13 protein-coding genes and 1 pseudogene are annotated in these 20,159 nt (G+C 55.1%); 6 read left to right on the plus strand and 8 right to left on the minus strand.

Annotation, left to right across the window (positions count from 1 at the left end; translation table 11 throughout):
* Positions 1-7: 7 nt before the first annotated feature.
* Positions 8-145: a hypothetical protein gene (locus P4G45_RS08055; protein ID WP_348269156.1), complete on the plus strand. Its 138-nt coding sequence runs from the start codon at positions 8-10 to the stop codon at positions 143-145.
* 720 nt (positions 146-865) lie between these two features.
* On the opposite strand, the gene P4G45_RS08060 is transcribed toward P4G45_RS08055, so the two are convergent.
* From P4G45_RS08060 to P4G45_RS08075, 5 genes are all read right to left on the minus strand, one after another.
* Positions 866-1,954, minus strand: coding sequence for a LacI family DNA-binding transcriptional regulator (locus P4G45_RS08060; protein ID WP_348269157.1), 1,089 nt, complete (start codon positions 1,952-1,954; stop codon positions 866-868).
* Between the two features lie 47 nt (positions 1,955-2,001).
* Entirely contained in the window at positions 2,002-3,570 is a 1,569-nt protein-coding gene (locus tag P4G45_RS08065; protein ID WP_348269158.1) for a hypothetical protein, read from the minus strand.
* A 73-nt stretch (positions 3,571-3,643) separates the two neighbouring features.
* On the minus strand, positions 3,644-3,850 hold the full coding sequence (locus P4G45_RS17010; protein WP_373694169.1) for a twin-arginine translocation signal domain-containing protein: 207 nt from the start codon (positions 3,848-3,850) through the stop codon (positions 3,644-3,646).
* Positions 3,851-3,861: 11 nt separating this feature from the next.
* Positions 3,862-5,133, minus strand: coding sequence for a GDSL-type esterase/lipase family protein (locus P4G45_RS08070; protein ID WP_348269159.1), 1,272 nt, complete (start codon positions 5,131-5,133; stop codon positions 3,862-3,864).
* Positions 5,134-5,146: 13 nt separating this feature from the next.
* A complete protein-coding gene (locus tag P4G45_RS08075) occupies positions 5,147-7,183 on the minus strand; it encodes a beta-galactosidase (protein ID WP_348269160.1) in 2,037 nt (678 codons plus the stop codon).
* 428 nt (positions 7,184-7,611) lie between these two features.
* On the opposite strand from P4G45_RS08075, the gene P4G45_RS08080 reads away from it, so the two are divergent.
* From P4G45_RS08080 to P4G45_RS08095, 4 genes are all read left to right on the plus strand, one after another.
* Positions 7,612-11,100 carry a carboxypeptidase regulatory-like domain-containing protein gene (locus P4G45_RS08080; RefSeq protein WP_348269161.1) on the plus strand — a complete coding sequence of 1,163 codons (3,489 nt, stop codon included), beginning with the start codon at positions 7,612-7,614 and terminating at the stop codon, positions 11,098-11,100.
* Positions 11,101-11,461: 361 nt separating this feature from the next.
* Positions 11,462-13,060 (plus strand): right-handed parallel beta-helix repeat-containing protein, encoded by a 1,599-nt coding sequence (locus P4G45_RS08085; RefSeq protein WP_348269162.1) that lies wholly within the window; start codon positions 11,462-11,464, stop codon positions 13,058-13,060.
* Complete coding sequence (locus P4G45_RS08090) at positions 13,053-14,861, plus strand: hypothetical protein (protein ID WP_348269163.1); 1,809 nt, start codon at positions 13,053-13,055, stop codon at positions 14,859-14,861. Before P4G45_RS08085 ends, P4G45_RS08090 begins: the two co-directional genes overlap by 8 nt.
* Before the next feature lie 241 nt (positions 14,862-15,102).
* Positions 15,103-17,193 (plus strand): glycoside hydrolase family 3 C-terminal domain-containing protein, encoded by a 2,091-nt coding sequence (locus tag P4G45_RS08095; protein ID WP_348269164.1) that lies wholly within the window; start codon positions 15,103-15,105, stop codon positions 17,191-17,193.
* Positions 17,194-17,349: 156 nt separating this feature from the next.
* Here P4G45_RS08095 and P4G45_RS08100 read toward each other — a convergent pair whose 3' ends face one another.
* A complete protein-coding gene (locus P4G45_RS08100) occupies positions 17,350-17,787 on the minus strand; it encodes a hypothetical protein (protein WP_348269165.1) in 438 nt (145 codons plus the stop codon).
* A gap of 314 nt (positions 17,788-18,101) precedes the next feature.
* On the opposite strand from P4G45_RS08100, the gene P4G45_RS17015 reads away from it, so the two are divergent.
* Positions 18,102-18,593: an HD domain-containing protein gene (locus P4G45_RS17015; protein ID WP_373694170.1), complete on the plus strand. Its 492-nt coding sequence runs from the start codon at positions 18,102-18,104 to the stop codon at positions 18,591-18,593.
* A gap of 18 nt (positions 18,594-18,611) precedes the next feature.
* Here the strand turns inward: P4G45_RS17015 and P4G45_RS08105 are convergent, their stop codons facing one another.
* Together P4G45_RS08105 and P4G45_RS08110 are read right to left on the minus strand one after the other, a co-directional pair.
* On the minus strand, positions 18,612-19,757 hold the full coding sequence (locus tag P4G45_RS08105) for a PLP-dependent aminotransferase family protein (RefSeq protein ID WP_348269236.1): 1,146 nt from the start codon (positions 19,755-19,757) through the stop codon (positions 18,612-18,614).
* A gap of 138 nt (positions 19,758-19,895) precedes the next feature.
* Positions 19,896-20,087, minus strand: a pseudogene (locus P4G45_RS08110) (GntR family transcriptional regulator); the annotation flags it as partial.
* Between the last annotated feature and the right edge of the window lie 72 nt (positions 20,088-20,159).

Below are 20,159 nucleotides of genomic sequence, written 5' to 3' on the forward strand. Positions count from 1 at the left end.
GCAGAAGGTGCAGCAGGAACTGATGCGACACGCCTCCATCCAGACGACGATGAATGTCTATGGACAAGCGATGTCGTCATCGAAGCGGGAAGCGAATGGAAAGGTCGTGGAGATGGTGCTCAAGCCGATGAAACCGAGCGCCTGAACTCCACTTTTTGCTATTGGGAGTTTATGGGAGTCTGCAGGTAGTTTCAGACTTTTGTAAATTGTTGATTTGATTGGTTGCGGGGACAGGATTTGAACCTGCGACCTTTGGGTTATGAGTTCTGAAATCTAGGCACTGGCAAGCGACGAGAATCGCCGAGCTGCACCACCGGGCACCGAGAACGATCCCGGGAAGCTTACTGGAACCGGGAAATTGGGTTCGACCGACAACTGTCGTTTTGATCTCTCAAGGCACGGTATCGCTAGTGGGATGTCCCTTCCAGGTAACTGCGGCGTCCAGGAAATTACTCTGTCTGGGCTGTGGCTCGTTGCTGTAACCCGCTTGGCCGAATGTTGATGTTTGGTTGGCCGATAGCCCGCATTCGGGTTCGAGAACTGCGGCGTGTTGCTCAATTGGGTCGCATCGATGTAGGTCTCCAGGGAGGCCTCGCGGAAGATGGGGAAGCTCTTGAACAGCGAGATGTTGTCCTGCTACGGGATGCGCATTCATTTTGGCAATTTCGCCCTGCTTATCCATGACGTGGCAATGGCAGTTTTGGCTGCCATTGGTGGGTAATCTAGTGAAAACTAGGCGCCGAATACGTCGGCGGGTGATTTCGCCAAGCGCACAGTCGAACCTGTTCCGAAGTTCGTCGGCAAGCGCGCTCAGTATGAGCTTTCTTGTATTCGGCGAATGGGTTGTAATCACCGTTCACAGATATCATGACCGTTTTCTTGCCGTCGCTTGAGATGAGCTGCGCTTGATTCGCAATCCACGAGTCGCCGCTGCGTGAAAGTTGGTGGATTCGCGGACAATGAGTGAGGTGCCGACACGAATGGCCTGGTGAGGGGTCTTCATCTCGGAGCTGGTGATCAGTTGCAGGGCATTGAAGGCGTTGCGTGCGAGATCTTCGCGTGACATGCGGACTGTGGTGAGGGGCGGATTGGCAAATTCAGCCAGATGGATATCATCAAAGCCGATCACGGACATATCGCCTGGCACTTTGACATTTCGTTGCGACAGAATTCGCATTACACCAACTGCCATGATGTCGTTTGAGCAGATGATCGCTGTCGGCCGGACAGCCATGTCGAGAAAGTGACGTGCAGCAAGCGTTCCGCCCTCAAAGGTATGTGCCCCTTCGAAGATCTGCGACTCTTTCGCTTGCAGTCCGATCGAACGGACTGCCTGGATGAATGCTTCTTTTCTGCGCAGGTTCGTGAGATGAGGCATCGGGCCGCCGGCAAATGCAATTTGACGATGTCCCAGGACGGCCAGATGCTGAACCGCCTGCGTAATTCCCTGGGCATAGTCTACTTCCAGCACGACGGAGCGCGGGGCATTGGTACTCACATCGATGGAGACCATCGGAACATCCTGTGCGATGAGCTCGTCCAGCAGGTGCGATTCAGCACGAAAGGTCATGACCGCCACTCCCTCGACCCTTCGCTGTGCGAGCCGTTTGATGAACAGCCTGGCGTGCTCGTAGTTATAGTTGGTTGAGCCGACCATTACTTCAAAGTCATTCTTGCCCGCAATATCCTCAAAGCTCTGAATCAACTCCGGGAAGAACGGATTTGTGATCTCGGAGACGAGGAGGCCGAGCGTACGGCTGCGACCAGACACCAGGGCGCGCGCCTGGGGATTGGGCACATAGCCAAGCTCCTCGATCGCCTCCCAGACACGCTTCGCTAACTTCTTGTCTACGGAAGCCAAGCCGTTAGTGACTCGCGAAACAGTTGCAACTGAAACGCCAGCCCTCTTCGCGACCTCTTCAGACCGCGATGGAGCGGCAACTCGTTTACTCATGAAATCAGCCTCAGTCCCAATGCCGACATTGTCAAGCCGGTTGCCCTTCAACTCCAGAGGATGTTAAACAAAATGCAGCAGACCACCAATAGAACTGCGAGCGCGTACAACGTCTTCGAAGCCGGGAGGACTGCGATTTCAGCGAGACCGGAAGAATTCGCGGGCTGCAACCGTTGCTCGGCGGGGATTAAACGAGTGGCGACCAGGCAGGCTATTAGCGAAGTGCCGAAGCTCACGATAGCGGTGTGGAAGTTCGCATTGAGTTCACTGCCTGAATGTAGCCAGTGACTGCGATATGCCAACTGCGTTATTCCTCCCATGACGATTCCGCAAAGCGCACCGGCAATTGCCCCGGCAGACGAGGCTCGCCGGGAGATGACGCCCATGATGACTACCGCGAAGAATGGAGCCAGAGTCAGCGAGAAGATGGCGAGCATGAACTCGGACAAGCTCTCGAAGTAGAGAGTCGCGCACGCTCCTGCCAGGCTCAGGACGACACAAAGCACGCTGGCAATACGGCCGACAAAAATATAGTGCTGCTCCGGCCGATCCGGCCTGAGGGCACTGCGGTAAATCTCCTGGGTCCACAGCGCGGAGAAGGCTGAGATATTGCCGCCGAGCCCTGTCATAAGACTGGCGACGAGAGCCAAAATGCCAACCCACAGAAACCTCGGATCATACAGGGAGCGCATCAACATCGCCGCGGTCTGATCCAGCGTGCCTTTTCCCGAGGAAGGCAACGAGTGGCCGACGAGCAGGATCGGCATGACCACCAGAAACGAGAACAACAGTTTGCCAAAGCCTGCATAAAGGGGTACCCGTCGAGCCGCTTCAGTAGAGCGTGCGGTCAATGCGCGTTGCATCAGGAGAAAGTCGGTACACCAGTAGGAGAACCCGATGACCACGCCCAGACCTATAACGACTCCGACCAGGTCCACGGGGACTTTCGCGGAGAGGAGCGGTGTTGCGCGCCATAGGTGGGTACGGGTACTCCAACTCTCTGCCGGTTGCCCAGCGACATGCCGCGACAGGTACAGCAGCGGCAGCAGACCGGCGAACATGACGAAGAAGTGAAGGATCTCTGTCCGCATCGTTCCTCGAAGGCCTCCCGTCAGGACGTTTGTCATCGCCACGCCTGCCGCAACGAGTGCGCACGTCGTAAACGTCCAGCCGGCGAAGACGTGCAACGTCATCGCGAGCGCATAGAGGCTGATGCCCGCGGTGAGACATGTGCTACCCAGCAGAACAGATGCGTTCAGCAACCTGACCTCTGGTCCGAAGCGCCGCTCAAGATATTCGGGAACGCTGCGAACGCCGCTCCGCTGATAGACCGGCAACACGACGAAGGAGACGAAGATCATCGCAGGAATCGCTCCGATCCAATAGAAGTGAAAGGTCTGCACGCCATAGCGGGCAGCAATCCCGCTGAGCCCTACTATCTCGAGTGCCCCACAATTTGCTGCCAGAAACGAGAGGGTGGCCACCCAGGTTGGCAGATTCCCAGTTTCATTCAGGAAGTCGTTCGATGTTTTCTGTTTATGGAAGGAGCGAATCGCAATGACCAGCGTACAGCTAAAGTAGGCTGCAATGAGCAATGAAGGAAGATGCGTGTACACTCGAATTCTTCCTTTCACTTAGAGCGCAGCCCAAGGGAGCGGCTTCCAGGCTGACATTGATAGCAGCTCACCGTCAACCGTTTGAATGTCTGTAGGGTTCACGATTAATGCTGCGAGAAGATATCCCTCCCAAACCATCGCTGTAACCAAACTCCGACAGTAGAGCCGACCCAGGGCTCTTCGAACACCACGCGCTTCGACCCCACGGCCCAGTGCCGGCAACTGTTGCAGTCGCCAGTGATCCCTGTTGAAGAAAACTTCTGCGTGAAATTCTTCCCATGGTCAGTCTCCTTATTTCGATCCAGACGCCAATTCTAAAGAGTAGTGGTGTACCGGAATCTTCAAGCTATCGCGTCCCTTGGTTGTAAGCCCCTGCTCGCCTTCCGCAAGTGCGTCACTGGCAGCTTGCTTCCCGCTCGCTGATGTATCCACACGCAAAGAAAACTCCGCCTCTTCAAGCTTAGACCTACTGTCCAGATCTCCGCTCAATTCTTTAGCCTGATGCAGCATCGGCGTGTTCATCGTCGCGAGATTGATCCCATGTGCAAGCTCTTCAGCCGTAAACGGACCGAGTGCCTTCTCATGATCTACCTTAACCGTATATTTTCCGGCTGGAAGATCGGCGACGCTAAGTGTCTCTTGATCGAGGGATGAGAGATCCGTCAGGGATAGAAGCAGCCGCATGAGGGGGTCATTGAGATTCAGCGGAAGAGGAAGGGCTTCGTCCTGCTGATCCCAATTCAGTGTTGTGCCGCTGGCGGACAATCCGGAAACATGTGTTCTTTCCGATGCATCCACTCTGGATTGTGCGGCGTTCAGCTTGACGGTGCTTACAATTGGGGTGACGTGCCAGGCCTTCATGACCGCTGCAGCAATAACCCAATGCGCTGCTTCAGCCGGATGAATGTGATCGGGGATAAAGAGTTGCGCCAGTACCGGTTGTGCTTTGGCTGCCGACTCGATGAGATCTTCGACGGGAGCCTCTACGTTGATTACCGGTACCTTTTCGGATGCGCCGATCGCGGGAATGCTGTTCGCGATTCGTTTGGTGGTATCCATGTAACCGGTGAATTCGGTGCCGTGAGTGACCTCATCGTATGACGTGTTCTCCAGCAACGTAATACGTGCGTCCGGTGCGGCCTCGCGCAGAAGCGTCAGCAACTTCTTGTATCCGGTCTCAAATGGAGGAATGACGTCTGGGTTGAAACTTGTGTATCCACCTTCGTTCATGCCCAGCATCACGGTAATGACCGAAGGATGGAATGGAGCGACATCGCGGGTGACCCGTGTGGCGGCATCTCCTGCGTATCCCCCCGTGACGCGATCCCCCGGAACGCCGGCATTATGAAATGCGATATTCAGCTTCGGGTACCGCGTGTCCACGAAGGATTCAATGTCCTGCGTGTAAAAGCGCTGTGCCGTGATGCTGTCCCCGTAGAACGTGACTCGATCGCCATCGTGCAGATAAAACGCCTGAGCGTGAATGACCGGTGCGGCGGCTACGAAGATGCTCCCCAGCAATACAAGCCGTAACGAAGATGGTTGCAGTATTTCGCGAAACATCGATAAATTCTCCTCAGTTTTCTTCCACGATGATGACATCCCATGGCTGCACGGTGACAGTCTTGCCGTGCGCAATAGGATGGGCAGTAGGTAGGTCAACTCCATCAGCATAGGGATAGACGAACTGCTGTGCGGAGCCTGAATAATTCAGGTAGTAGTGAACGCGCTTATTGAAGCGGTTCGTACCGTGCTTCACGTGAACGGGCGCCGGAAGCGATTGGTCCGGGCCAGTGAGGCCGGACCGCGTCAGTACGTCGAGCAAGACGCGACGTTGCAGCTCATCGGACAGATAGGTGCCCTCGTAGGTCAGCGTGCCGGAGCCAAAGCTATTGCGGGTAATGGCCGGCCATCTGCCAAAGAAGGGATGGTCATACCAGGCCAGGGCAGTAGCGTGTTCGGGCATAAGAAATTCGGCCCAATAACTAACTTTGTTTTCGGCACCGGCTCCGAATGGATCGCCCTTCAGGGCGAGCGGATGCTCGAGGCTCGAAAATTCCTGGTAGCTGAAGCCGGTGGCTTTCCTCAGAGGCCCAGGAGCGCGTTCCCAGCGCACGGCCGAGTCCTCGTTGGCAAAGCCGCTCTTGAAGGTCATCAGGACGTGACCACCGTTCTCTACATAGTCGGAGATCTTCTGCAACAAGGCATCATCAGCGATATAAAGGGCAGGAATAATGAGAACCTTATACCGCGAGAAGTCCGGGTCTTCCGGAAAGACGAAATCTGCACCGACGTTAAGACGATAGAGCGTGTGGTGGACCTGGCTGACCAGCGTGCCGTAATCTGCTACAGGCTGTGCACTGGCCCATTGCGGACCTGAACTGGAGAAAGGCATGAAGCTGATCGCATTGAGCGAGTCGGTGCTCCAGAGGATTCCGACCTGGTTTGAGATTTTGAGATCGACAAGATGGGGACCAATGCGCCTAAGCTCGTTTCCAATACGTGAGACCTCTGCGTATGCCCGATTAGGCTCAAGATCGTGAGATAGAACACCCTTCCAGTAGGTCTCCTGGCCAGAGTGGATTGAGCCCCAGTGCCAGTACTCGACCATGTTCGCGCCGCTGGAGAGATCGGTATAAGCATCCAGACGGAGCTGCCCGTCGTATGGAGGGTATTGGAAGGCCGAGGTCCAGTCGGTGGTTTGCGCGTTGGTCTCGGTGATGAGGTAATTGGAGTGCTTCAGGGATCGGGTGAAGTCACCGTGTTCGGCCTGTGCCCATCCATCCATGTTGTCCTGTGTGCCGTGATAGATGTTGTCCGCGGCGATATCGAGTGACTTGGCAACCTCAAATTCATTTACATCGCGGTGCATTGCCCCGGCAAAATCGGTGGTAACAAATTGGTCTGGCCTGCGGTACTGCCGCACGAGAGCGGCCTGCCAGGCCAGGTAATTTGTGACTCGCATTTGCTGCCAACGCGACCATTCCAGCTTATAGCCGGTGCTTTGGGCGCTGTCGGGCGTGGGCATTTCGTTCCAGTTATTGATGTCCTGACCCCAGTAATTGAGGAACCAAGCTTTGTTAAGGTTTTGCGGTGTACCAAATTTCTCCTGGAGATGATGCACGAAGCCAGCGAACACGTCAGGGTTGGAGGCTCCATTGGAGCTGGTCTCATTGTCGACCTGCCATCCAATAACGTTGGGGTTATTGCGGTAATGCTCGACCAGATGAGCGACGAGTCGCTGCGCATAGGACCGGAATATGGGATTGTCGGTATCCATATTCTGGCGCATACCGTAAAACTGCGGAGCTCCCCCGAGGGGACGGGCGAGCATCTCGGGATGCTCGTGGTACAGCCAGACGGGGAGGGAATATGTGGGCGTTCCCATGATGACCTTGATTCCCGCCTTACCCATGGCATCAACGACGCGGTCCATCCAGGCGTAGGTGAAATGGCCGTCCTCCGGCTCCCATAGGCTCCAAGTCGATTCGCCCATACGTACGACGGAGAAGCCAGCTTTCTTCATCATGGCTACATCCTGATCGAGGCGCTCGTAAGGCTCGTACTCGTGATAATAAGCTGCACCGTACAACACGTTGGGAAGCAATTCCACAGAAGGCGTGGGGCTGCTTGTTTGCGAGTCCTGCCCATGAGCGAGTGGAAGACTACAAGTCAGCAAAGCAGCCAAAAGCACAAAGAACACTTTTTTTGCAGCGGCTATCCGACGATATAAAAGGTGCATGAGAAAACTCCGTTAAGAAATCCTTTTCTGAAACTTATCATGAGATGCGGGACATGGGCCCCCGATGGGGCTTATCCACTATATCTCCAGTGATATATACAAAATGATTTGACTAACGATCTAAAAATTAAAAAGAACATGCTTGACAACAGCATAGAGGCGGAGGCAATCTCGTATGCGCCTTAAGAATTCGTTTTCTTAAGGAGGTTCAGAACACAGTTCAACCGCTGCTTTGGACAAGAGGCAACAAATTTATTGCAAGGGCAGGCCAGTTCTCAAGAAATCAGGAGAAGATCGACATGAAAAATATTCGTAATAAGTGCTTTGGGTTATGCGCCGTGGTTTGCGTATTGTTCCTTGCTGCTGGTACGGCGAATGCCCAGGCAACCACCGGACTCATCGTCGGACAAGTAACGGATGCGACGGGGGCCGTGATACCGCAAACCGTCATCACGGCAAAGGATGAAGACAAGGGCGTAACCTTCACGGGGCGATCTGACGGCAGCGGCAACTACGTCATTCTCAACCTTACTCCCGGCACTTATACGGTAACGGCTGCGCACCAGGGCTTTGGAGATTCCTCGTTGCAGCATGCCACCCTGGTAATCGATCAGAAGCTTCTCTTGAATTTCCACCTCACGCCGGGAAGCGTATCTACGAGCATCGAGGTGACCGACAAGGCCCCCGTGCTACAGACACAGAGCGCCGAGGTGGGGACCGTCATCAGCGGAGACGTCATCACATCGCTTCCTCTGCTCTCACGCGACTTTTACAGCCTGACCACCTTGGTTCCCGGTGTGGCTCAAGTGGGCGGCAGCATCAACAGCTACGCCTTATCGGTAAGCGGCCAACGAGAGTTCGCCAACTCAATCCTTCTCGATGGCGTGGAGTCCACAACGAACCGCACCCAGGATGTGACGGTTACGCCAAGTGTTGATTCGGTACAGGAATTCAAGGTCATTACCTCTAGCTATGATGCGGAATATGGCAATGCCGCCGGAGGAGTGGTGCAAGTCCAGACCAAAGCCGGCACGAATAAATATCACGGAGTTGCCTACGAATTCTTCCGCCCTAATTTTTTGACGGCAAAGCCCTATTCTTTCGGAGGATCAGAACCTGCTCCCACTCTCAAGCAGCACAATTTCGGGGGCACCTTCGGTGGCCCGATATTCAAAGACCGCTCCTTTTTCTTCGTCTCCTATGAAGGGAGTCGCCAGAATAATGCGTATACCTATCTCGATTCGACGATTCCATTCGGCCTGATAAAGACGCAGCCCGATGGCTCGGTTGACCTTTCCGGATTGGTGGATCCCAATGCGGGACTAGACCCCAGTTCCTGCAATGGAAAGCCATGCCCCAAGGCTGGGACTGTGGATCCGATCTTCGACCCAGCGATCTCTTACGCCTGCTACGGCGGCTATACTGGCTGCTTGCCTCAACAGTTCCCTGGAAATATCATTCCGGCGAGTCGCGTGAGTGCGGCGGGGCTGAACACACTGCTTAAGTTCTTCCCCAAGCCCAACCTCCCCGGAACCCGCAATGGATGGTTCTCGAATTATGCTGTGGACTCTCCGGTTACATCCAACACCAACCAGGTCGACTCGCGTTTTGATCAGGTGATCACCCAGGCAGACCGTCTATATGCCATCTATCACTGGGGCACAAACAACTCCCTTGTCACTGACCCATATCACGGCAATACGGTGGTACCAGGCGCTGGGGATGCCGATCAGGCCAACAAGCAGGATGGGGGTGCTCAGTCGATTTCAATCACAGAGGATCACACCTTCTCGGCGACCATGTTGAATGAGTTTCGTTTTGGCTACACGAGATACTATCTTGATCAATACAGCTTGCTGAATGGCACCGACTACTCGACGAAGTATGGGGTGGGCAATATCGCGGTTCCCGGCTACTCCGCAACAGTGGGTTTCCCGTACATGTACCTCGCGGATGGTTATCTTACCGGGGGCTCAACCTACAAGCCATACCACGTTCTGGATAACAACTCCCAATTCACCGACTACCTGACAATGACCGGCATTTCCGGGCACACCATCAAGATTGGCGGAGACTTCCGCAAGCTGAATTCTCATCCGAACTTCTCACTGTTCCCGACGGGCTTCCAGTATTACTCGAGCTTTGGTACCGCTGAAACGTCCGATCCCACTTTCAACTCGGCAAATGGGTATGCGCAGTATGTCCCCAATGGATGGAACGCCTATGGCGGATCAGACATTGCCGACCTGATAGTCGGGATTCCTCAGGTTGTGGATATGGGTTTGCAGTTGACCAATCCTCACACGAAGTCCTGGGATCTGGATTTGTACGCTCAGGATTCATGGAAGGTAACGCAGAAGCTAACGTTGAATTATGGGGTACGCTACGAGTACCAGAACCCATATACGGAAGCCAACAACTATATGTCCAACTATGACGTGGCTACCAATCGTATTCTGGTTGCCGGAGTTGGCGGAAATTCAAATTCGCTCGTGGCTGCACGGCGGAATCAGTTTGCTCCCCGCGTTGGCTTTGCCTTCCAGGCAAACCCGAAAACCGTTCTTCGCGGCGGATTTGGAATTTTCTACACCCCAGAGAATGACGGCCGCGAAGACTTCCTGACAAAGAACACTCCCTTCGCAACGCAGTCGAGCTACTACAACACACCTTATAACGGATATGTGACGTATCAGCTTGACGCAGGTGTCCCGCGCAACACAAAGATCCTCTCTCCTACTTCAGGGGGATATATCGACCCTGCCACTATTCCGAATGGCTCCCTCAATGTGACCTATGCGCTCGACCCCCACATCAGGACCGGGTATTCGGAATCGTTCAACGCGGCGGTGGAGAGACAGGTTGGATCCTCGATCTCTGTAGATCTGGCTTATGTTGGCTCCCTTAACCATGCTCTGCCGTATGAGATTGGCGATATCAATCAGAATCCACTCGATAGTACGAATAAATATGACAATCGCCTTACGGCAGACCTGGGGCAGATCCAGTACCTCACCGATTCCGGCTTCGGTGACTATAACTCCATGCAACTGAAGGTGACCAAGCGGCAGTCACACAACCTAAGTTTCCTGGGAAGCTACACCTATAGCCATAATCTGGACAACGGCCCGGCTCCGTTCAATCTCGGACACATTAACAATGACAATCCTCAGAGTCCTTATAACCTGCGCGCGGAGTATGCGTCCGCAGATAGTGATCTGCGGCACAACTTCGTCTTTAGTGGATTGTGGTATCTCCCCATCGGACGGGGACAGCGTTACTTTTCCCAGTGGAGCAATGTAACGAACACAATCCTGGGTGGGTGGCAGTTGAACGCCATCTATGTGATGCAGTCTGGAACGCCCGTGAATGTTGTGCGCGGCAATAATCCGACGGGCTCGTCCGCAGGGTTGAGGCCCAACCTGATCGGGACGCCAAATCTGGCGCGGGGAAAGCGCACTCTTGCCAAATACTTCAACACGGCGGCATTTACAAACCAGCCATTCAATGTGCCGGATCCCCTCGCTCAAATTGCTCCCGGCAATGCAGGACGCAACCTTGTCGTAGGCCCCGGCAACATCAATCTAGACGCCTCGATCTTCAAAGAAGTGCCCGTCACCGACCGTGCAAAGCTGCAATTGCGGATGGAGGCTTTCAATACTCTGAACACTCCGCATTTTGGCAATCCAGACGGCAATGCAAACAGTGGCACCTTCGGCGAGATCATACGGCAGAATGGGGCCGCCAACGCCAATCGTGTCATACAACTAGATATAAAGGCCATCTTCTAAACCATTCTTCTACCCGCGCTGCCGTGTATTTCGGCAGCGCGGCTTTATTTTTCCGAGAGCTTATTCGATGATTGCCGTCCGACGTGCATGCCTGTTCTTCTCCGTGATGACCTGTCTGATTTCAACCTGCTTCGGACAAACCATCGCTCAGCAAAGCAACTCACCCGGGCACGAATATTTTGTCGATTGTTCCAGCCGCATCAATGGAAATGGCGAATCTTCCACATCGCCATGGAACTCTCTGCAGTCATTCCAGGCAAAGGTCTTCTCCCCGGGAGATGTTATCCAATTGCGCCGCGGCACTGAATGCCGAGGCTCGCTGTGGCCTAAAGGATCCGGCAGTACGGATTATCCGATACGGTTGACTGCTTACGGCGAGGGCGCGCGCCCCAAAGTGGTCGCCGGAACATCTGCTCAGGAGACGTTACGACTCTTTGATCAGCAATATTGGGATATCGACTCGCTCGATCTATCAGGCGGCACCACCTACGGCATTTTCGTCAGCGGAACGAAAGGCATTCTGCACCATATCCACCTCTCGAACCTTGCGGTTCACGATGTGTTCGGCGGCCCCATGAAGAACAAAGACAATGGGCTCGTGATGTTTTCTCCTGGCAGCGTCGACCAGCATTTCGACGACGTACTATTGGATGGTGTGACGGCCTGGAATACGAATCAATGGGTCGGGATTATGATTGGCGGCGGAAATCTGGGCTACCCGCCGGAGAGCGTCTGGAACACAAATGCGGTAATCCGCAACTCCACCGTACATGATGTACAGGGCGATGGCATTGTTCTGTTCCGCGTGCGCGGAGGAAGCATTGATTCCAGCGTTGCGTGGAATACCGGCATGCAGATTACGCAATCGATCGGTACGCCGAATGCGATCTGGACGTGGATGTGCGACGACTGCACCGTCGAGGGGAATGAGGCGTATCTGACGGACAGCCCCGGAGTCGACGGCGGCGCATTCGACATCGACTATGGAAATACAAAAGATTCTGTCATCGATAATTATGGCCACGACACGCAGGGCTACTGTGTCGCTATCTTTGGCGCCGGATTTGTGACCCGGCAGAGCGTCGTGCGCGGAAACCTTTGCATCAATAACGGCCGCAGTCCGCGTATGGCGAATTACCAGGGTGCAATCTTTCTGTTGTCGTGGAATGACGGTTCCATCGACGGGCTGACCATGGAAAATAACACTGTCTACTGGAGCCCATATGAGAATGCGCCGGCATTGTTGAACCAGGGGAACATCAAGCCAGGAACGGCGGTATTTCGCAACAACACGATTTACTCCACCGCGCCATGGATGGTAGATAGCAATACGTCACTGTCATTGGCACAAAACCATTACAGCTATTTTGGAGCTGGAACTCCGGAGTGGCGATATGGGACATCACGGTTCACAAGCCTCACAGCAATGCAAGGCGACTCGCATCAAGAGACAGGGAGCAGTCTTTCGCAGCATGTGCTGCAACAATGGCCTCGAGTATATGAGCTGAACGCCGAATTGGAGCAAACAAAAGCCGCCAGCGCGGTACCGCGTGAGCAACAGCAGATTAAAGGTTGGGTGCTCTCTTGCTTGCTCCCGGTTTCCCTCGATGCGAATGGAATGATGAGCGATGCAGCGTTACGGCAGATGGTGGTGCTGAAAAGCTTGAGCCAGCAGTATCGAGCGCTAGGCTTGCAGGTAAAATTGCGGATGACCTCGCCTGATGCCCAGTTATTCAAAACCGAAGCATTCCATAATGCGGTCGTCGATCTTGATCTGGCCGGCATTACGACGGAGCAGGATTCAGGCAGCGGCGTGGAGCAGACCATGCTATTGATGCCTGGCGGAAAAATTGTCGCACGATGGAAGGGATTCACTGGACCGTCGACGCTGGGGCTCGCGCTACGTCGATGGATGGGTGAGCCGAATTATTCGCAAATGGGAGTTAAAGCAGATGAATAGTGCGAAACGCTTTGTTGTTGTTTCTGCGGCCCTGGTTCTTATAGGTGGCACTTGCTCCGCTGCGCAGTATGCCTTAGCGCAGAAGGGATACTCCAGAAATGTTCTCGGCTCGCCGACCCTGCCAGACCCAATCTCCATTTACAACAACTGGTCAGCCTATGACGAACTCTCGGACAACATCCCGCTCACACAGGACCTCGCCATGCGAGAGCTCGACAATGTCATTCGTCTGCGGAAACTTGGAGTGCGTTTCGATTACTACATGATGGATGCCTTCTGGTTTGATCCTGATGGTGGGTACCGCACATGGAGACAGCCAAATTGGCCGAATGGTCCCGATGCCTGGATCAAAAAATGCCAGGACAATGGCATTCGCCCTGGTATGTGGTTCAGCTCGAATACGCTCGTGAAGATCAAGCCTGCTCCACAGTGGCGCGACTCGCTGAACAAGCAGGGAAGCGCCATGTCTTTCTCTGAAGGCGGATTTTTGCCCGATTTTGTGGATGTGCTGCAGTACTGGTACGGCCACGGCATTCGCATGTTCAAATTTGACTTTGTTGACCTGACGGTGGCTACGCCGAAGGACGAGGCCACGCTTACCAAAGCCGAGATTGTGCGACGAAATGCGACGGCGTTCCGCAATGCGCTGGCGGCGTTCCGCACTCAGCATCCCGATGTTGTCCTTGAAGGCTTCAATGGCTTCGGCGGTGTTCTGGACTCCACCTCATACCCGTTTCCCTTCAAGGATCCCGTCGATCTGCGTTGGCTGGGGGTACTCGATGCGCAGTACTCCGGTGACCCTCGCCCCGGCGATGTGCCTGAGATGAACTTCTGGCGCTCGATGGACATCTATAGCGATCATCAGGTGCGCCGCTTTCAGGAGTCCGGATTGCCAATCGAGCGTATCGACTCCACCGGCTTCATGGTGGGCAAGACCGGCACCATCTATTACCGCGGCATGCATGCATGGAAGGGGGCATTGATTCTTATGCTGGCGCGTGGCGGCTGGATGAATACAACGCACGGCAACCTTGAGCTCATTGGAGAAGATGAAGCCCGCTGGTTCGCTCGTGTGCAGTCGCTGTATCTACACCTCCAGTCGGAAGGCCGCATCAAGACCTTCGGCGGCATTCCCGGCAACGTGCAGACGTACGGGTTTGGCGCGTTGGATGCCAATGGCAGCGTATACGTGATGGTGAATCCGGGACAAGATATGGCGAAGATCCGGATGCCGTTACTTTCACAGGCGCAGAAACCACTCGGGCAGGGACGGTTGCTCTTTCGAGACGCAGGCTTCGTACCACGCCTGAACGAAGATACGATCGAACTTGGACCGGGGCAGATGGCCATGGTGGGTTTCGGCAAGTACGCTACGCCCGCATATGATTTTGGCATCCAGCAGGATGTGGTTATTCCGCGTGCAATCCGCCCTGTGGAGGCTGAGTTCAAGTCAATTGGTAAAGGCATCATTCAGGCGACAATTCCGGCACCTGCGGGTGGCGATCTGCGCCTTATCATGCAGCAATATTCCCCCGATGGAAGCCTTCGCCGGACGTGGGCGGGCGGTCCGCCAAACGGTACGAACATGGACAAAGTTTTTCTGCTGAAGGCAGAGCAGGAAGGCCGGGAACTACCCATTCGCGAAGACTATAATCGCGTGATCTGGGCCGGACTCTCGTGGGCCGCAGGCGAGATCAGCCAGAATTACCTGCACGCGGGAGAGCCTCTAACACTTACCTTCCAGTCTACGGAGAAGGATCCGGTGACACTGAAGGGCAGTTTGTATCTTGTGGACTATTAGCTCAGATTGCAGGTCGCAACTCGTCAGGAGCTCTAAGCCGGTGACAGATTCTGACTTCTCAACCAGACGCGTTATGTGGCCCACATAACGCGCAAGCCGGAACCGACAAGAAGGAACACTGATGTCATTTTGCATGTTTTCTAAGAGTCTAAAGATCTCTTCGCTTCTGATTGTTCTGGCGCTCGCATCCGCTGGCGCAGTGCAGGCTCAAACACCGCAAGATGCATCGCGAATGCCGTGGATGAACACGGCTCTTTCGCCGGATCAGCGGGCCGACATGGTGATCGGCCAGATGACCCTCGACGAAAAGATTCAATTCGTTCACGGAACCGGCTGGGGCATCTCGAATGTCATCGACGCTCGCTCCAACGGCGGTGCCGGCTTTGTTCCCGGTATCCCCCGTCTGCACATTCCCGACATCAACATGACTGACTCAGCCGTCGGAATCTGCAAGGCTGCGATTCAGGGCCGTTATGCTACGTTGCTGCCATCCACTCTAGGAGCGGCTGCAAGCTGGGACCCCGATGGGGCCTTCCTCTATGGATCGGTGATCGGGCGCGAGGCCCGCGCCCTCGGATTCAATATGTCCATCGGGGGCGGCGTCGATATCACCCGTGAGCCGCGCAATGGCCGCAACTTCGAATATGCCGGCGAAGATCCCGTGCTGGCTGGAACCATGACGGGCGAGTTGGAACGCGGCGTCAAATCCGAGCACGTCATGAGCGACATCAAGCACTTTGCACTTAACGACCAGGAGACCGGGCGAACCGTCGTCAACGTCCTGCTTGACAAGCGATCCATGCGCGAGTCCGACTTACTCGCCTTCGAGGTTGCTATAGGAATCGCCGAGCCATCAGCCGTGATGTGCTCCTACAATCTCGTCGAGGGCGATCATGCCTGTGAAAACGACTATCTTCTCAACCAGACACTGAAGAAGGACTTCCACTTCAAGGGCTGGGTCGTTTCGGATTGGGGTGCAACCCACAGCACAGTGAAGTCCGCGCTGAACGGCCTGGACCAAGAGATGCCGGGAGACGACAACTACTTCAATGCACCTCTCAAAAAGGCAGTTGAAGACGGCCAGGTTCCGATGACACGCCTCAACGACATGGTGCATCGCATTCTGCGCAGCATGTTCGCCGCGGGTGTCGTCGACAATCCTCCAATTCGCAGCGTGGTCGATCCGTTTCGTGGCCGTGATGATGCCCAGCGTATCGAAGAAGAGAGCATTGTGCTGCTCAAAAACTCCGGCAATATTCTGCCGCTCAAGGCCTCCGCCGCAACTTCCATTGCGCTCATAGGATCACACGCCGATGTTGGTGTCCTCTCCGGCGGCGGATCCGCGCAGGTGGATGCGCCCGGCGGCAACGTAATCGATCCAAAGCCCGGCCCCTCCCCCTGGGGAGAATCCATCTACTTCCCCTCGTCGCCGCTTCGCTATATCCGAGCGAAGTCGCCACAAAGCAAGGTTCAATTCATCGATGGAAAAGACGCTGTTGCTGCGGCAAAACTGGCTGGCTCCTGCAATCTGGCCATCGTCTTCGTCACCCAGCCGATGACGGAAGCCAAGGATGCGGCAACGCTATCCCTGCCTGACAATCAGGACGCTCTTGTAGAAGCAGTGGCCAAAGCCAATCCCAACACCATCGTTGTTCTCGAAACCGGTGGCGCCGTCACCATGCCCTGGGTGCAGGATGTCAAAGGAATCGTAGAAATGTGGTACCCCGGCATAGGAGGAGCACAGGCGCTTGCCAATATTCTCTTTGGCCACGTCAATCCTTCGGGCAAGCTCGCCGTCACTTTCCCAAAAAGCGACGCGGACCTGCCGCATCCAACCGCTCCCGGCCTTGAACCCGTCAGCAATGGAGACTCCCATCACGAGGTGCGTCCCTTCGACCTCACCTACACCGCAGGGGCCGAGGTCGGTTACAAGTGGTTTGAGGCGACCCATCGACAGCCGCTATTCCCGTTCGGCTTCGGGCTTTCGTACACCACCTTCGCCTACTCCGGCCTCCAGATCGATAACCATGCGCGTACGGCTCGCCTCACTATAAAGAACACGGGATTTCGCGAAGGTACTGAGATCGCCGAGCTGTATGTTGCGCTTCCGTCCGCTGCACTCGAGAATTACAAGCGACTCGTCGCATGGCAGCGGGTCACGCTTGCGCCTGGAGAATCGAAGAGCCTCACCCTGACCATGAATCCGCTCTATCTCTCTATCTTCGACGTCCCCAAAGACGCATGGCAACTTCTGCCCGGCGACTATAAGGTGACGGTGGGTCCATCCTCCGGCCAAGCTCTCCTGAAAGCCACCCTACACGTGCGCCCATAAAAGAGAGCGGTGCAACCCTGAAACCGAGAAGATTTCGATCATCTCTCATCTCTGAGATCGCGAAGCGGCGCAAAAAATCGAGGGTCATTCATGCTTTCACTGGAAAAGGACAACGTGTGAGTCTCGAGTACCCAGGGGGGATACCTCCGGTATGCCTTAGAACGTAGTGCTGACCGTCAGGCGGAAGGTCTTGCGCGGCTCGCGAAGCAGGTAGTTCGCCCCGTAGTATTGCACCGCCTGCTGGTAGGTGAACAAGCCCGCATCCGACGTTGGGAAGAAGCTTTGGAACTTGTTGCCCGCGCCCGAGTTCGGCACGGCAAGGTCCTGCGGAATCTGCTTGTAGAGCCGCAGCGGGTTATAAGCGTAGTAGAGCCGGAACGGTGCATTCACAATCGGCAGAATCACCTGAAGCTCAGCACCGTTCGACATGCGCGGCACAAAGTTCGTGCCCGGAACCACATGCAGCCGGTCCGGGAACGCTACCGACTGACCGCCGAAGCAGGAGCCGTTGACCAGCGTCGGGCAGCCATAGGATGCGCCGGAGATGACCGACTGGCCGGCGATGCTCTGCCGCAACTGGTTGGGCTTGCGCATCGAAGGTCAGGTTGAAGTCGGTATCCAACCACTCGTTAGCAGTCTCCAAACGTTCCAGATTATTCCTCCATCACCGAGCGAAGGCGCCTCACCGGCCCTGCACTTCGGCGCTTCTTTAATATCATGCAGAAGTGGAAGGTAGACACGAAAGACGCGCGGTTTCTGCTTGGTGGAATTACCAGCCGGCGCTTCAAACAGTTATCCTCTCGCCCGGAAGGACGAATTCTCAACCAGGATCAGCTTTTTCGAGCAACCAGCGTGATCGCAATCGATCAATCCCTCCACAAACTGCTCCCTCGGCGGGAGGGTGATGAATGGGTACAAACGCCCAACAGGCAATTCCGCGGGGGAACATATTCCCTCATTGCTACTGGCCATTCAATCATATCGAGGGTATCTATCCGGGGGAAGTTGCCTCATCTGCCGTCACTGTGTCTGTTTTCGCACGTCTATTGCTATGTGAGTTGCGCCACCGGAGGGACAGCAAGTCGAGAGAAAGTGGCAGCGCGGCGCGTGTTTGGATTGCTACCAGAACCGTTGGCGACGGACCTGTATCGAGCCGGGAGGAATTCGAGGCTCGCGTCACTCCCGAAGCACGTTTCGCACGCGCAATTGACCGCTTGCAGCCACTTCTTCACAACTACTACACACGCGGCTTAAGTTGGAAGCAACATGGGATTTCGGCAGTGCAGGTTCGAAAAGTCATGTCAGTCATTGACGAAGCGTCAAGGCCCCTTGGAGAACTTGCCGCCGCAATCATCGAAGATTCTGTCGATCGAGGTTTCCTTCCCGAGACAAGCAGCTAAAGGCACGACTCGGAAGACTCAATTCAATACCGATGCGAGCACATCCACCCCGCGCCGCAATTCGTCAGGAGTACATCCGGCGAAACCCAGCATCAAGCCATTAGGTTGGTGACTTCGAATGGCGAACTGTGAGAGCGCTGCGATTTCGAGGCCCTGAGCGCGGGCGCGCCCCGCGACAGTTTGGTCGAGTTCGGCTCCTTGAAGCCAGCCGATCGTCCGCATTCCCGAGGGTGCAAGATCTACATTTAGCCGCCCACTCAATCGGTTCTTGGCAGCTTCAACCAGGACGCTGACTCGTTCTGAATAGATCTGGCGCATGCGCCGGATGTGGTGTCCGAAGTGCCCGTCGAGGATAAACTCTGCCAGGATTGCCTGCTCCAATGTCGGCGAATGGCGGTCGATCAGGAAGCGAGCAGACGCAAATGCTTCAACGAGCCGCTGAGGGAGCACGAGGAAACCAAGGCGCAGAGAATTGAACAGCATCTTGGTAAATGTTCCGACATAAATTACGGTTCCGGATCGATCGAGACTCTGTAGCGCGGGGACCGGCCGTCCGAAGTAACGATACTCTGCGTCAAATTCGTCTTCCACAATCCATGCCCCTTTGTCGATCGCCCAATTCAGCAGTTGCAGTCGGCGCGGAAGCGACATCGTGATACCAAGCGGAAACTGATTGGCAGGTGTTGTATAAATCAATTGTGCCTTTTGGTGATGGCGCGGAACCGTTGCGATTTTGATTCCTTGCTCATCGACGGGTACTGGCACAACGCGGCCACCACCCGCTTTGAAAGCGGAAACAGCACCTGGATAGCCGGGATCTTCCATCAACACCACGTCGCCGGGGTCCAGCAGCAGACGAGCCACAAGATCGAGCGCCTGTTGCGCTCCCGCAGTGATGATGACTTGATCAGGTTCACAGCGCACACTCCGGGCGCTTCCCACATATTCGGCAATAGCTTTCCGAAGCGGCGCATATCCATGCGCATCGCCTTGTCCGTAAAGCGATCTCGGCGCGCGACGTACTACTCTGCCTGCAATTCGCGACCAAAGGTCGACCGGAAACAGATCGATTGCCGGCTCGTATGCCCGAAATGCCTTGCCCACAGAACGAGACGCAGGAAGTGGAGAAATATTGTCGGCCGTGAGATTGCCTCTCTTGGACAAGCCTGCTCGCGATGGTCGATCCGAAGCTTGAATCGCAGGACGGTTCGCAGACAACAAATCGTCCGGGAGCGCTAGCGCCACAAATGAACCTGCCCCTTTGCGCGTCTCGATGTACCCTTCGTCTTGAAGATGTTCAAAGGCAGTGACAACTGTTCCACGAGAGCATTGATACTGTTGAGCCAATCCGCGGCTGGAGGGCATTCGCGTTCCGCGCTTGAGCTTACTCGATAAGATTGAATTCCGAATCTCGTCTCTTAGCCAACGCCACAGCTCTTTTTCCCCCCTTGGGTGTGTTAGCGGCAAATCCTGAAACGTCTCCTGTTTGCTCATCGTGGACTACTCCATATTTCAATTATGGTCCGGTTGGCCATCCACTGCACGCATATCTTAAGAGTGGAAGGA

Origin of the sequence: Edaphobacter paludis, assembly GCF_039993895.1 — a bacterium.
Lineage (GTDB): Bacteria > Acidobacteriota > Terriglobia > Terriglobales > Acidobacteriaceae > Edaphobacter > Edaphobacter paludis.